Here is a 15,185-nt window from a genome sequence, read left to right as displayed (position 1 = left end):
TTGATGGCCCTGCTGTTGAGAACAGTTCTTAGATAAAACGTGCTTTACCGTACGATTTGGGATGCGATCTCATCGGGCAATGTATGGTTGTCTTCCACAACGATGCGGAATCCAACATTCAGCACCCTCTGGTACGGTAGATAAGGCAACCGGAAGCTACTAGTCGCGCGATGCGGGCGATCTCTCCAGGAGCCACCTCGAACCACTCGGCGATCATCATCAACAGCAGCTTCTGAATTTGATGCACCGTAGGACAAGTAAGGGGATCGCGTCCACTCGGCGACGTTGCCATGCATGTCGAACAGCCCCCAAGCGTTGGTTTGGTAATGACCGCGTGCATCGGGGAAACGCAAGCCGTCATTGACATTGGAAATGCGGGGAAATGGGTTCCCCTTCGATCCACTGGACGCGCGATCGGCCAAGTTGGCGTGTGCGGCGAAGTCGTCTTGGACCTGTCCAAAGTTCATCGGCGTGTCCGTTCCGGCTCGACACGCCCATTCCCATTGTGCTTCTCCTGGGCCATCGGGCGAGCCCATCACAAAACAACCAGCAGGAGTGCGGGTCAGCTGCAAGACGATCGGCTCGCTTCCCTCGAATGACTGATCCGAATAGTTGTAGGTCAGCGGGAAAGATGGGTACATCAAGTTTGATGTATCGACTTCACCATCAGGACAAACATAGCCCACCGTCAGACTCTGGGTGACGGGTTGTTCGCTCTGTTGTTGCTGGGCCCTTGCTGTGTGGGCGTCGAAAGGCCAACTCGCGAGTTTCGGCAGGTCAGGCATTCCAACCAGCCAGCTTCGCATGAGTTGCAACGCGCGGCCCTGCTCATCCAACGGTTGGATCGAAATGGGTGTGTTCGCAGGGATGGTGAAGCTTGCTGACCCGTCTTCTTCTACCGGCACTGTGCCAAGTACACGTTTGACATCCCAGCTACTTTTCACACCGACACTGGCGTGCCCACCAGTCTTTACGAAGCTGTAGTGATATGAGAACAGTCGCAGGTTTCTAACCGCACCACGCGGTACGCCTTCTAGGCCGGGGCCCTGATAGATATCGGTAAGAAAGACGCTTGCCTCTTTTGCGTCTGGAAGCACCCGGTCCAGGATAACGGGCGGACGAGGTGTCGATTGAAGCGGAATGGGTTCCAAGATCGCGCTGCCTTCGACTTCCTTGATCAGTGTGATGTTGTCAAAGACATCGACCAAATAAATACCCCACAGGGAATCATGTGTCCGTTGTGATGGACACAAGGCGACCAGTCGCTGTCCTGTTCGAATGCTAACCGACGCAGGTCCTTGGTTTGTGGATCGAGAAGATATAGGCTGGCCATCGGTTTGCTTGTCCGCTAAGATCGTTCGGTACAGCAATTTCGTTTTGCCAACCGTCATGTCGAATCGAATCGTGTCGTGTGTGTGTGAATTTCGCGTCGGCTGTCCCAGCGATCCGCCAATCACCTTTCTCGCGGAATTGCCAAAATCACGTTTGACAACCAGCAGTTGAGCAAAATCCAGCAAAGGATTGCGAAGCAAAACATCGCGTTGAAATTCCCGAAAACTGTCAACGACGTTTTGCAGGTCGGCACGCTTCGGTCGCAAGCCTTTCAGGAAGAGCTGTTCAAACCGTTGGGCGTCATTTTCGAATTGCGCGAGCCGATTGTTGATCTGCTTTGCATCGCTAAATTGATCGGGGTGATTCTTTTGCAGGTCTACAACAGCACGCTCCATGCCGGCAGATTTATCCTCCGGAATTCGGTTACATCATCCAAATAGTCGACAACCTGTTCATACAGGGCTAACCAACGTGGGTCCGATTGGGGCACCTTGTTATCGATGAGTTCGGAATAGGACGTTTGGAGCGTTTGTTGGAATGGTTGAAGCTCGTCCAGGTGATGCCGCAAAAAGCCTCGTTCGTTCGTGCTTCGCGGGCTGGCAGCGAACCAGCTTGCAAGGTTTTTGGTTTTAGGAAACTCTGTTTCAAAGCGATGGCTGATTCCTGGGAAATCGTTGCGAATCTGTTTCCAAGACCAGTCCGCGTCGACGAGATCACCCTTGCATGCTAAACAGAACCCGGCTTGGCCTCTTACGTTGTAGACTTTCAACACCAATACGTTCTGGCCACGGCGCAGACGCAATTGTTCCACGGGGGAGTCTCCCTTGATGTTCAGGACGGTTTCCGAATCGAGAAGCTGATCTCCGTTTAGCCACAGTACCAATCCATCGTCATGGCTGAGGTCGATGGCTATTTCGCAATCACGGTCGGCTGTGATGACACGTGTGAGGTAATAGGAGTGATCATCCTGCAACGAAAAGCTGATGTGTTTCCCGGTTTCCCATTTCCGTTGTTCTGTCCATAACGCTTCGCCGCTTGGATCCGTTGCTTTGGCGTCGAAGTCATTTAACTGTGTGAGATAGGGTTGATTGGATTCGGTAGTCGAATTGACAGGCCTTGATTGATGCCAGTTTCCAAATCGCAAGCCTTGGATGCTGTCAGGGTGTTCGAACGCTGTGCGCGCGGTGACAACCGTCTGGGCCCAAGTCGACTGTTTCTGGTACGTGTGCCAGGGTCGCTCTACAGCAAAAGAAACCGTTGCGATGGCGGATAGCAGAATGAAGATGGCGGGACGCCATCGAGGCGATTTGACGCTCGCGGACATAGAGGGTTCATCCAAGGAAAGCCGAGTGAACGGACAGGCGTCGCTTGCAGGTATGGAGAGTTCCACGAGCGACAGGTGATGGGCGATGCGGTGTGGGCCGCGTACTATCGTTTTGCATCTGACAACGGGGGTGTGTTGGCGTGCGATTGTTCAAAGGAGAGTTGAGGGCGGAAATTGGGATGGTCTCGGAATTGCAGATTCTTGCGACCGTAGTAGGAACCGTAGAACTGCCCGTTGGAGTCGATCCAGGTTGTGACGCGAATTCGCTCGGCTGGCGAAAGGTTGACGTCGTAGTGTTTGGGCACTAGATAGTCTTTTAGCCGGCTGGCGTGAGTTCCCAGACTGTAAGGCGGCAGATAATGGTTGTTGCCGCTCTTTGGGTGGTTCTCGCCGATAATCGGAATCAGGTCGCGACGAAGGATATTCTCGTAACTGCGGCTGAATAACTTCGTGAGTTCACCTGACAAGTTCAAGTCGCCTTCACTCTTCTGGTCGTCATGACAACGCACGCAGTGTTTATCCAGGACGGGCTGAACATCGCTTTCATAGGCTAGCGGGCGGGCACCAGTCTTCTCGCCGGGCTGCGGCCCGGGAAGGTCGGGGGCTCGCAGCAGCGCCAGCGGCATTTGTGCCGCGACGGTCAGGGACAGTTCGTTTGCCCGTTCGTGGCAACCAACGCACGAGCGGATTTCACCGGGGCGATAATTGACGAATGTACGCTCACGCTGCACCTCTTGATAGTTCGCGTCCAACGCTTGGAAGAAGATGTTCTTGTCGGCTTCGACCAGAAAGTGAGCCGAGCCGTCTTCTTCGACGGGAACGACGCCGTATTGAATCTTGAGGCCCAAGTGCGTGTTGCAAGTGATCGACGAGTGTTGTTGATCATAGGCGTCGCCTTCCCAAAAACGTCTGGCGGCCCAAGGGCGTGGTACGTGTTCGTTGACGCGAATGTACTTGATGGTGCCTCGTTCGACGCCATCCAAGCCTCGATAGATGTCCGAGACAATGACCTTGGCCAAACCCTTGGCTGCCAATTTCGCATCCATGGTTGCGATGGAGATCGATGGTGTCCGGCGCGGTCGAACGGGGATCGGCGTCCAGCAAGAAAATTCGTCGTCCCGATGTAGCAGATGCTTTTTGCCATCGGCATCGATCAAGTACAATCCGTAAGCATTCTCGACGTTCCACGTGTCCGAGCGATTGAACGACACCAGGAACTCTTTTGCCGAAAGCGGGTACGGATCCATGTACAGCGGACCGCGTTGTGTATTTCCTTTGCCGTCTCGCCCCGCTTGTTGCTCCGGCGGGACCGGTTTGGTTGCCCCGCCGGGAACCTTGTCCCAGCCCCACTGGTGTTGTGTGTCGACTTCGGGCGTGACATAGCTAACACCGTCGCCAGTGCGGCGATCCTGTCGGCTGTCGATTAACATGATGGTGCCGACGCCCAAGGGCATGTGAGGAGCGCCAATCGCAACGAACAGGCTGTTCTGGTTCGGAACGGCACGGCCTACATTGAAGACAGATGGAAAGGCGATGCTCATTCCATAGACTTCTTCCGACCCCGTGCCATCGGGACGCATGCACCAAAGTCCCTTGTTCGTCACCGAACCGTTGTCAACATACTCCCACCGCGTGTACAGGATGCGCCCGTCGTTCATGATGCTGGGAGCAGATTCGCTGACGGAATTATTCGATAACTTTTCAATAGCATTGCCGTCGGCGTCCATGCGATAAATGACCGAAGACGTAAGCTTGTCGGGACCATCACACAGGATGCCGTATTCACATCGCGTTGATGCAAAGCAAATGCCTCCGTCGGGAAGGTAGCACGGATGCATATCGTCAGTGTGATGAGCGTAGTTTTTCCACCAATCGAGGTTGTATTTCGTGATCCGCGACGTTTCGTCGGCAGGCGGGAACGTCAACTGGCGAAGGCCCGAGCCATCGATGTTGACTTCCCAAATCCGAAAACCTACGTCCATCTTTTCTTTCCAACCAAAGGCAATTCGATGGCCGTCATAGGAAAGGTCGCAGCGCCCAAAAATGCCATGGGACAATTCAGGAACCAGTTCCGTGACCGATCCATCGTCTAACGACAGCAAGCACAGGTTCCCGCCAAAATGTCTGCAGCCATCAATGAAGTCCGTATAGTAGTGGCTGGACTGAAAGGTGTAGCGTTTGACATACAAAACGTGTTTCACCGAAGGCAATAACTTCTGGACAGCCGCACGTGTAGCAACCACGTCTTCGCTCACCGGCCCGGTCAAGTCGACTGGCCGAGGGAACAGGTCTTCGAACGCATCTGGATCAGGAACCTTGTCGGCTTTGGAAATCACCAGACCTGCCATGTGAGGGAACGACCCATTCGCTTGCAAGCGAACCGTGTTTGCTCCGGTCGTCAGGCGATACGGGCCCTGTGTCTCCCACTGAAGATCAGTGGCAAGGAAGCCGCCCGTGTCTTGTTTGAGAATCGGTTTTGGATGCTCCTTGCTGTTGAGAGAAAGCTGCACGGGACGCCGTTCGCCGCTGGCGTACAGAAAGTGCAAGTAATAATCCCCTGAGGCAGGAGCATCGACGGTCCATTGAAGCATGCCATTCTTCCCATGGCAGACGACCAGTCCATCCCATCTTTCCTCGATGGGCACGACGATGTCTGAATGATCGGAAAGCCGTCTCGCTGGAATCGTGATCGTTTGCGCCGTTGCCGAACAAGCCATGCCGAACAGTAACAGTCCCAGAATGCTCGTCAAGAATGTGTGTCGTTGGGTGTTCATTAACGTCTCTTTGGAAAATACGTAGTGAGTGTGTATTGGCAATGCCCCTAGGGCTTCACGACCACTCGTAGTGCTTCGCCCGAAGCCATCAACTCAAATGCCTGATGGATTTCATCCAAGGGCAAACGATGGGATACCAGTTTATCAGCCGGGACTTGTCCGCTTTCCAACAACTCGACTGCTTTTTCCACATGCCAGGGAGCGGAGTCGCTCGTGCCGACCACTTTCAGCTCCCCATAGTGAATGGCTCGGCTATCCAATTGGATCGTTGCTGCCGATGCAGGCAGCGAAGCGAACAGCACGACGGAGCCCCGTTTTCGAACTAAGTGCATGGCGTCTTCTTGCGGTTTTGCTGCCGGCGCTGCGACGATTGCGACATCGGCTCCCAGGCCATCGGTATGCGTTTTGACGCACTCTGACAAATCTTCCTTGCTAGGATTGATCAGGACATCAAATCCGAACTGCTTTGCTTGCGTGAGACGGGCGTCGCTGATTTCCGAAAGGATGATCTTCTCCGCGCCCAGGCTGCGCGCGACGCATGCGTTAATGATCCCTAAAGGCCCCGCACCCAGGACTAAAACCGTGTCGCCCTTTTGGAGGTCGGTTTGGCTAAGTGAGTTCACGCCGCAGCTAACCGGTTCAGCGAGCGCCGCGTGATCGGCCTCCATCGACGGTGTCTTGACGACGTGTCCATTTTGCAAGGCACGTCCTGGGATGATCACGTATTCGGCCATGCCGCCCGGGTAGGAGAAACCCATCGGAGCGAGGTTTGCGCAAAGGTTCGGCCAGCCTCGCTTGCAATAATTGCAGTCGCCACAAGAAATACTGGTTGCCATCACAATACGGTCGGCAACCGCGAATCCACCAGCCGCAGCGGCGCCGACCTCCTCGACCAGACCCGTCAGTTCGTGCCCCATGGTCATCGGAGGTTTGATCCGCGGGTTGCCGTGTTTGAACGTCTTCAAGTCGGTTCCACATACGGCGCAGGCATCAACCTTCACCAGCAATTCATCATTGCCGCAAGAGGGTTTCGATAGCTCTTCGACCCTGATGTCTTCAGGGCCGTGATAAACGATCGCTTTCATAGGAGTCTTTCGGTGTGTTGAAGCGATGATCGTTGCGTTACGCTTTTGGGGCCTGATCAAGCAGAGGCTTTGTGCCGCCGCCGGTGCCGAGACGTTTGCAGCCTTGTTCAAGGTAGCCACGAGCGGTTTCGTAGTCTCGTATTCCGGCTGAAGCCTTCACGCCCATCGTGTCGCCGACCGTTTTGATCATCACATCGATGGCTTCAGGAGTGGCCGGTCCGTCACCAAAACCGGTTGATGTTTTGACGTAGTCGGCACCTGCCTCACGCGAGATTTCGCAGGCTCGGGCGATCTGCTCGGGACTCAGATAGCAAGTTTCCAAGATCACCTTGACCTCAACATCGCCGGCTTTCTTCGCTTCCGCGACCACGGCTTCAATATCACGGCGGACCCACTCTTCGTCGCCGGAGAGGAACTTGCCGACATTCATCACCATGTCGAGTTCTTTGGCGCCGTCTTCGATCCCCAGTTTTGCTTCCAACGCTTTCACTTCCGGTTTGCTGTCGCCGTGAGGAAAGCCGACAACCATCGAGGGGAGTACGCCGGAGCCCGCGAGTTCCTTGGCGACCAGTCGCATGTCGCTTGGTCGCACGCACACACTGGCGACTTTGTATTCTTTTCCAAGATCACAGTTCTCGACGATTTCTTGATCCGTGATGTTGGCTTTTAACGCGGCGTGGTCGATGGTTGCCGCGACTTTGTCTCTGGTCCATGTCGTCATTGGCTTCTGATTGTCCTCGAGGTTGAATGATTTCTGTGGGAGAGTGATGTTGGAAATTCCTGCCCTAATGCATCTCGCGACCGCCGGTGATGTTGATCGCTTGACCGGTCATGTAGCCGGCCTTTTCCGAAGCTAAATAGCAAGTCATCTGTACAACATCGTCGATTTTTGCCAATCGTCCCAATGGAACTTTGGAAGTGAACATCTTGACGATCTCGTCGTGGGGCATGTTCATGTTCTTGACATAGTCCGACGACACGTTGCTCCACACGCCGGTGGCCTCGGTGATTCCAGGGCAAACGCAATTGACGCGGATGTTGTTACCGGCGAGCTCGAAGGCGAGTGCTTGTGTCAAGCCAATGATGGCTGCCTTGGCGGACGAATAGGCACTCATCAAAGCCGATCCGGTTTTTCCCGACTTGCTAGAAAAGTTCACGATGCTGCCGGATCCGGTCGCTTTCATCAGCGGCACGACTTCCTTGATGAACAAGAACGTGCCTTTGCAATTGACGTCAAAGACAAATTCCCAAGTCTTCTCATCAACGTCTTCGATCGCGGCCCCCTTTCCGGTCACGCCCGCGACGTTGATCAGGACGTCGATCTTGCCGTAGGCATTCGTCGTTGCATCGACGACATGCTTGACTTGATCATGAACCGTGACGTCGGCTGCCAGGCCTTGGCAGTTTTCGCCCAATTCGCTGACGATTGTGTCGAGTGTTGATTGGTCGAGATCGGTGACAAAGACTTGGGCGCCTTCAGCGATCAAATGCGAGGCAATGCCTTTGCCGATACTTCCCGCGGCGCCGGTCACCAGCGCCACTTTGTTTTCGAAATCCACAGTTTTCTCCAGGTGGTTGCAGGGTGAGCTGCTGGCAACAGGTACGTTCCAGCAGCTCGTACTATTTGTCGGTGATTTTCAATTGAATCACCGTCAGCGTGTCCGGTTTGTCTGGTTCGTTGCCGTCATAAGGCAGGTCGATGTTTGACGCATAAACGGTCGTGCCGCGAACACAGGGCTCGGAGGGCTTATCGAGCTTGCCGCCAGCGCCGTCGGAGTTTGGATTCTGGGCGATGGTTTTTACACGTCCCCCTTTGAGTCCGACGAGGTGAATCGCATTGGAAAAGAAGTCGGCCACAATTAATTTCCTAAGCGAATGCACATATTTCATTCCATCGGTGCTGCCAATTCCTTTGCCTTTGACCAAGGTTTTCAATGGTTCGGCAAGAAAGCCGTCTTCTTTCAGTGGGGCGGTCAAGACGGATGCTTCGCCAAAATTGCACACGTACAAGACGCCTTTGGGTGTAATCGCCATCCCATTGGCGCCAACACCGGATCGCCAGTCATCGGCTTCGGTCGTGAATTTGGCAACCAAACGCTCATCGGCTCCATCAGGCTTCAGTTCAGCGGGTTTGTCTGCCGAGAGTTCGTCAAGATCGAACTTATAAACGCCGGATAGATGAGGCTGAGCGTCATTGACCAGGCAAGTTTCAGTAACGTAGATGCTATCGCCATAGGCTTCGACAGCATTGGCCGCAATGAATCCAGTTGCGACAGTCTCCACGCGGACAGCTTTCTTGCCTTTCATCACCACCCGCAGCAGACGTGATTGGTGGTCCATGTTTTCGCCGAAGGTTTGATTGTCGGCCACATAGAAGTTGCCATCGCTTCCTTGCGCGATTCCCAGGGGATACACGTCATCTGTGTCTGGATGCTTTGGTAGATCGATCAACTTTTCAAGTTGGTCGTCTGCGTCGATCGTCCAAACCGCAGCGACGGCTGCGACCTGCAGATTCAACATGTTTAAGTAGATCTTGCCGTCTTTGGCGACCGTCATTCCATCGGGAGTGGAAGTGTCCTCCGGCAGAACAATCGAAGTTGGTGTTCCGTCGACTTCAATCTGCTTGAGTGTGGGTGCGGCTGCAAGGCAAAACTGGCTGCTGATGGCCAGAACCAAAAGAGGAAGAACGTTGCGTAACATGGTGAACCTTGAGGTTGATGTGCGTCGGCGTTGGGTGCGGTGTTGCGGAGCGAGAGGCTTGAGCCTATATGCCAAGGAAGTTGTCGTTGATCGCTTGGTCGGAGTGTCGAACCGCCGAATCCGTGTGCAGGTTAGCGACCTCGTTGATGATGGCACCTTCGGGACCGGCGAATTGCCAGTGTCGAGATTTGATTTCCGCGAGCGGAACGAACATGCCGGGCGTGGCGGGGACAACATGATGCGTCGTTGTCGTGCCTTTGCAGTGGACTTGGGGAATCTTGATTTCAGGGTACATGGCGATGTTGTTATTGCCGATTCCACCGATGTAGCTCTTGCCCCAGCGAACCAGCCAGCCTTCGTTCTTGACGATGCCCAGATCGCCTTCCAGGTGCCAATGTTCCGGCAACATTTGACCGGGCATCAAGAACAAATCCATCAACATGAAGACGCCATCTTCGCTGCTGTGGTTCTCGTGCATCAGCGCGGCCAGCCCCAGTTCTGCATACTTGCCGGTGCCGTAATCGCTTACCCAAAGCTTTTCACGAAACTCGGGAAAGATGGGATAGCCAAATCGTCTGCACATCGCGATCAGGCCGTCTTTGGCCTTTTCCACGTCAAACTTGCCATCCGTATAGAAATCAGCATTTTTTATCGGTGCTGCATCGGCCTCTTTGATGCTCATTGCAAAGGGAGCTGCCGCGGCCAAGGCAGTTGCCTTCATGAGAGTTCTTCGCTTCATTTGTTCGTCCTTTTGTGGGGGCCTGTTTTGCCAACAGGGCGTTCGGGGTCAAAGGGAATTCCAGATCGGACACAAGGCATCCAGCGTAGCAAGAAAACGCTTGCGCCTTGCCGAGTAAACGGCATGTTGTTCCGAGCGGGGTTCGTGACGGCGATTGATTCGCGTCATTTGTTCGCAAGCAGCCGCGAGATCGGGATAGATCCCGTGTCCGATGGATGCAATCATAGCCGCTCCCAACGCCCCCAGCTCTTCAGCCTCTGGGACTTGGACTGGAACGTTGAAAACGTCGGCAAACATTTGACACCAGACTTCGCTGCGCGCGACTCCGCCGGTCATGCTGATAATCTTGGGACAGGGGCGAAATTGCATTAAACGGTCCCAATGCCAGTGATGCATGAAGCAGACGCCTTCGAAGATTGCACGAGCCATCGCCGCTCGGTCGGTTTGTCCAGTCAGTCCCAGAAAGGTGCCGGTCGCGTTTGGGTTCACGGGGCTGCCGTACAGAAATGGCAAGAACATTGGGGCGGATATCGTTGGCGCAGACTCGCCAACCGCGTTGTCGCACCATCGATAGACGTTGCTGCTCTGCTGGCGTTGATCGGCCAACATTAGATCGACAAACCACTCCAGATTGCTGGCCGAAGTTGCGCTGCCTTCCAACACCAAGTAGTAGCCGTCGATGGCGTATCGGCTGACCATGAAGACATCGGCACTGCACAACGGCTCAGGGGTAATGTATTGATTGTTTCCCCAGGTTCCACCAACCATGACCATGCTATCTGGGTCGATACAACCTGCGGCTAGTCCGCAAGCATCGATATCAAAAGCACCACCATAGACAGCAGTGCCCTCGGCCAGTCCGGTTTCGCTTGCAGCGCTCGCCGAAATGCTTCCTGCCGCTTGCGTGCTACGGACGACGGGTGGCATTAGCTTGCGAGTGGATTCAATTCCGAAAGCTTCAAATATTTCGTCGTCGTACTCGCCTTTGCGTACATCCATGAGACTGGTACCTGAGTAGTCCGTTAGCTCAGCGTGGGCTTCACCAGTCAATCGCATCCGTACATAGTCTTTGCACATCAATGCCCAGCGGCTTCGCTGCAGTGTTTCCGGTTCGTTGTCGATCATCCAACGTAATAAAGCGTTGGGTTGCGCAGGCCAGTTGCATTGCAACGTTTTCGGGCGTAGCTTTTCGATTATACCGTCTTGATTCCAGTTTTCGACATAATCACGAGCGCGTGAATCGCTACTGCTGATCCCCTTGCGAGTCGGTCGTCCGGCCTCGTCGACCAAGTAAAGCCCGTTGCCATGGCCGGTGCAGGACACGGAAACGATCTCTTTCGCTGCAACCTTTGCATCACGGATGACTTCGCGAATTGCTTCAGCAGTTGCTTGCCAGAGCCGATCCGAGTCAATTTCATGCCAATCGGCGTGGGGCATTTCGAGTTCGATATTGCGACGCGCGATGGCAAGTTCTTTGCCTGTCAGGTCAAACAAGGCCGCCTTTGCGACCGTGCCACCGTTGTCGACTCCAAGAAGATATCGTTCGCTCATCAGTTGCCCTCCGCTGCACTGGAGACGTCTGCCAGTTTGGACGTGTCTTTGAATAACAACGCAAATACGATCAGCAGCACCAGTGAAATCACGAGGTTGACCATCCAAATGTAGCCCCAGTCATACTGGATGATCGTCTCTCCATCGACGATGGATTCGACACTGTGTCTCGCAATCAATTCTCCGTTGACAAAGTTACCGATCAGTAGGCCGATACCGAATGTCATTAGGAAGATGAACCCTTGTGCTTGGGCACGCAGCTCTCGGGGTGCGTATTTGTCGATGTAAATTTGACCTCCAACGAAGAAGAACCCAAAAATCAACCCATGCACCAGGATTGCCACGTAGAAAAGCGACTGAATGTCCTGAGTGCTACCGAAATAGAATGAGACGTAACGTGCCAGCAGTGCTAACAAGCCAACGGTCATGGACCATTTGACACCGAGCTGTTTCAGCGCGATCGGGATCATCAGCATGAAGACCATTTCTGCCGCTTGGCCCCAGTTCATCGTTAGTGTCAATTGCTTAAAACCCGCATCCTTGAGAAACACACTTCCGTACGACCAGTAGATCGAAAACGGAATCATGACAAGAACGCTGACGATAATGAAAAGGGCGAAGTGAAAGTCTTTCGTCAATGCAAACGCTCGAAGGCCAAGTGCGTCAACGATCGATGTTTCCTGGCCTTTCGCCGGGGGAGGCGTGTCGGGAAGCAGCAGTGCGACGACGGTGGCGACGGCACACGTTGCGGCTCCACAATAAAAGGGGAGATTGGTTCCGTCGAAGGCTTCCATGCCAAAGATCTTTAACGCCAAAAGACTGAAGATGCCAGAGGCAACCCAGCCGAGTGAGCCGAAGACGCGAATTTGCGGGAATTTTTCAACCGGGCCGTTTGCCATCGCGATCGCACTTGTCAGTCCCCAGGTGGGCATATAGCAAAGCATCGCGCCGAGAAGAACGAGGAACAGCAGCGTCGGGTCAGTCACTTGTGCTGCTATCACAAGAAAAAGTGTGCAGATTCCATTGAGCACTCCAAGAACCTTTTGGCTGGCGAAATGTCGGTCTGCGATCATTCCCACGATGGGCGATACAAGACATCCAATCGCCATCGAGCTAACGATCAGTGACAACATGACTCCAGAGACGCCCATATCGGTTGCATATGCTGAGAGCTGGACGAACCAGACCGCAAACAGCATGAACTGAAGGAACATCATCGCGCTCAGCTGAACGCGGACGGTTAGCGACATCTTGTGATTGTCACTCATGAGTTGCTTCCCTTCATCCGTATCAGTGCATTGCCAAGCCGCCGGAGACATCCACGGTGGCACCGGTCATGTAGCTGGCTCGCTGTGAAGCCAAGAACACGACCACGTCGGCGATTTCTTGCGTTTGGCCAATGCGTCCGAGTGGAGCACGACTGTTGAATTCTTCTGGGTTGGCGTGGTACGCATCAGCGACCATTTCGGTCAGCATCAGTCCAGGGGCAACGCAGTTCACGCCAAATCCCTTCGCTGCCAATTCCCGAGCCAATGAGATCGTAAACCCGATGATGCCTCGCTTGCTTGAGTCATACGCGGTCTTGCCGCTGCGACTGCCACGAAATGCTGCCTGCGAAGAGATGTTGACGATTCGCCCCGTACGATCGGCTGCCTCTAGACGACGAACGAACTGCTGACAGCATCTGAACGTGCCGCCCAGATTCACGTTCATTGTGTGCATGAAATCTTCAGACGGCAGTTCAGCAGTCGGACGGGTTGGGCAGAACGCGGCGTTGTTGACCAAGACGTCGACGATCCCCAATGAGGACTCAAGCTGATCAAACATTCCAGTCACTTGTTGGTCATCAACCACATCGCCGCCTACGGCAATCGCTTCTCCACCGGCGGCGCGGATTGAATCAACCACCACCTTTGCTTCATCGGGTTTGCTGCGGTAATTCACCCCGACCTTGGCTCCTTCGGCCGCGAGCGTTTCCGCGATGGTTTTGCCCAAACCACCTGCAGCGCCCGTCACCAACGCTACTTTTCCAGAGAGTCCAAGATCCATGCGATGTCCCAATTAACCAGCCAGCCATTCGGTTCCAACTGCAACAATTGTCTCTTGTAGACGGCTGGTTTTCCAGTACGATATCTCGTAAATGTTGTATGGAATTTTGCATGGCGGATCCTAGTAATATCTTACTGCTGATCGAAACTTCAAAGGCGTTTGGACGCAAACTGCTTCAGGGAGTCTCTCGCTATATGAGTGAAGGCTACTGCGATTGGGCGGTCTACGTTGAAGAACGGGGGAAACGCGAGCCGCTGCCTAGTTGGGTACATCGCTTTGACGGCGACGGCGTGATCTCACATTCCTCGTCACCTGCAGTCGTCCAATCGCTGCGTCAACTTGACGTGCCAATGATTGAGACCGATATGTGCGGCATGGGGCAGGATGTACCGATCGTCTACTCGGACGAAGACGCTTTGGTCGATGCAGCGATTGAACACTTCCTGCCGCGCGGTATCCAAAGCTTTGCATGGTGTCAGATTGTCGATAGGGCATGGTGTCGTTTTCGACGCAATGCGTTGAAGAGGCGACTACGCGAGCGCGGTTTGGGATTGGCAGCCAGTTACGCGCCGCGTCGCAAGCGAGCGATTCAGTGGCTCGATCAACGGAGAGAGTTGGGTGACTGGTTGGGAACGCTTGAATATCCAACGGGTATTTTGTGTGCGAATGATTTGTGCGGGACTCGATTATTGGAAGCCGCTCGTTTGGCTCGCATTGCAGTACCGGACCAAGTTGCTGTTGTGGGCGTTGATAACGATCCCGTATTGTGCGGGATGGCCTGGCCGACCTTGTCCAGTGTTGAGCAAAACGCTGAGCGGATCGGGTATCTCGCTGCCGAGCGGTTGCAGGCAATGCTTGAGGGTGGTCCGTGGGCGAGTGAGCCGATTTGGGTGCGTCCCACTGGTGTGGAAACTCGCCGTTCTTCGGACGTGATCGCCATCGGCGAACCGGATATGGTCAATGCGATACAGTTCATTCGTGATCAAGCACGTTGCGGCATCAACGTCAATGACGTGGTTCGCCACGTTTCGGTCAGTCGATCCTATTTGGAGAAGTTGTTCCGCGAGCACGTGGGGCGCAGTCCCAAGGCAGAGATTCAGCGGCTTCGGTTAGATCATGCCAAGCAGTTGCTGCAAGGCAACCAGTCGATTGCCAGTGTTGCATTGGCTTGTGGTTTCAAGTCAAGCCAATACTTCGCCAACGTGTTTCAGCGGGAGTTCGAGATGACCCCCGGCCAGTGGCGAAAGCAGCACGGTGGGTCAACGTAATCGGTGAGCCCTGTGTTCCAATCGCGCATCAGTCGTTCCGTTGTTCGAATCATTCGCTTGGGACTCCCGCAGATTTGCTTAGCGATGATTTCGTCGGCAAGCTAGCCACGGATTCGTTCAGCCACATCTCTAGTTCCAGCTTCGTCTCGTCGTCGAGTTGCAATCCTACCGCTTAGAGGTCGTGCAGTTTTTAAGTTGTTGATTGAAAAAGACTTACAAGATTTACCTCTCCCTCTGGGCATTGGTATCTACACAAGTCTGAACGGGAGAGCGTTGGCGGCCATTTGCTTCAGTTGACCGATGTCGATGTCGGGCGATTCTAGCAGATCGGTCATCGAGAGCAGGATCATGTAGCCAGCTAGC

Annotated in this window: 12 protein-coding genes; 1 reads left to right on the top strand and 11 read right to left on the bottom strand. The window is 54.2% G+C overall.

The window, feature by feature from the left end; translation table 11 throughout:
* Positions 1 to 44 precede the first annotated feature (44 nt).
* The 11 genes from Poly41_RS12370 to Poly41_RS12320 all read right to left on the bottom strand — a co-directional run bounded on the left by Poly41_RS12370 (position 45) and on the right by Poly41_RS12320 (position 13,554).
* A complete protein-coding gene (locus tag Poly41_RS12370) occupies positions 45 to 1,727 on the bottom strand; it encodes an HzsA-related protein (protein WP_146526465.1) in 1,683 nt (560 codons plus the stop codon).
* A complete protein-coding gene (locus Poly41_RS12365) occupies positions 1,709 to 2,656 on the bottom strand; it encodes a hypothetical protein (protein ID WP_146526464.1) in 948 nt (315 codons plus the stop codon). The genes Poly41_RS12370 and Poly41_RS12365 overlap by 19 nt, the downstream gene beginning before the upstream one ends.
* Before the next feature lie 104 nt (positions 2,657 to 2,760).
* On the bottom strand, positions 2,761 to 5,430 hold the full coding sequence (locus Poly41_RS12360; protein ID WP_146526463.1) for an HzsA-related protein: 2,670 nt from the start codon (positions 5,428 to 5,430) through the stop codon (positions 2,761 to 2,763).
* 47 nt (positions 5,431 to 5,477) lie between these two features.
* On the bottom strand, positions 5,478 to 6,515 hold the full coding sequence (locus tag Poly41_RS12355; protein WP_146526462.1) for an alcohol dehydrogenase catalytic domain-containing protein: 1,038 nt from the start codon (positions 6,513 to 6,515) through the stop codon (positions 5,478 to 5,480).
* A 37-nt stretch (positions 6,516 to 6,552) separates the two neighbouring features.
* Positions 6,553 to 7,236, bottom strand: coding sequence for a deoxyribose-phosphate aldolase (deoC, locus tag Poly41_RS12350; RefSeq protein WP_146526461.1), 684 nt, complete (start codon positions 7,234 to 7,236; stop codon positions 6,553 to 6,555).
* 64 nt (positions 7,237 to 7,300) lie between these two features.
* Positions 7,301 to 8,074 carry an SDR family NAD(P)-dependent oxidoreductase gene (locus tag Poly41_RS12345; RefSeq protein ID WP_197231261.1) on the bottom strand — a complete coding sequence of 258 codons (774 nt, stop codon included), beginning with the start codon at positions 8,072 to 8,074 and terminating at the stop codon, positions 7,301 to 7,303.
* 61 nt (positions 8,075 to 8,135) lie between these two features.
* On the bottom strand, positions 8,136 to 9,215 hold the full coding sequence (locus Poly41_RS12340) for an SMP-30/gluconolactonase/LRE family protein (protein WP_146526459.1): 1,080 nt from the start codon (positions 9,213 to 9,215) through the stop codon (positions 8,136 to 8,138).
* A 64-nt stretch (positions 9,216 to 9,279) separates the two neighbouring features.
* Complete coding sequence (locus tag Poly41_RS12335; protein ID WP_146526458.1) at positions 9,280 to 9,954, bottom strand: cupin domain-containing protein; 675 nt, start codon at positions 9,952 to 9,954, stop codon at positions 9,280 to 9,282.
* A 48-nt stretch (positions 9,955 to 10,002) separates the two neighbouring features.
* Positions 10,003 to 11,505, bottom strand: a complete 1,503-nt coding sequence (locus Poly41_RS12330; RefSeq protein ID WP_146526457.1) for an FGGY-family carbohydrate kinase — start codon at positions 11,503 to 11,505, stop codon at positions 10,003 to 10,005.
* Entirely contained in the window at positions 11,505 to 12,773 is a 1,269-nt protein-coding gene (locus tag Poly41_RS12325) for an MFS transporter (protein WP_197231260.1), read from the bottom strand. Before Poly41_RS12325 ends, Poly41_RS12330 begins: the two co-directional genes overlap by 1 nt.
* Positions 12,774 to 12,795: 22 nt before the next feature.
* Positions 12,796 to 13,554 (bottom strand): SDR family NAD(P)-dependent oxidoreductase, encoded by a 759-nt coding sequence (locus Poly41_RS12320; RefSeq protein WP_146526455.1) that lies wholly within the window; start codon positions 13,552 to 13,554, stop codon positions 12,796 to 12,798.
* Positions 13,555 to 13,664: 110 nt separating this feature from the next.
* Between Poly41_RS12320 and Poly41_RS12315 the strand changes: the two genes are divergently transcribed.
* Positions 13,665 to 14,822 (top strand): XylR family transcriptional regulator, encoded by a 1,158-nt coding sequence (locus Poly41_RS12315; protein ID WP_197231259.1) that lies wholly within the window; start codon positions 13,665 to 13,667, stop codon positions 14,820 to 14,822.
* Positions 14,823 to 15,185 lie beyond the last annotated feature (363 nt).

It is taken from the genome of Novipirellula artificiosorum (assembly GCF_007860135.1).
In the GTDB taxonomy this organism is placed as follows: domain Bacteria; phylum Planctomycetota; class Planctomycetia; order Pirellulales; family Pirellulaceae; genus Novipirellula_A; species Novipirellula_A artificiosorum.
Note: the sequence above shows the minus strand (reverse complement) of the source record. Positions and strands in the feature narration are given on the sequence as shown.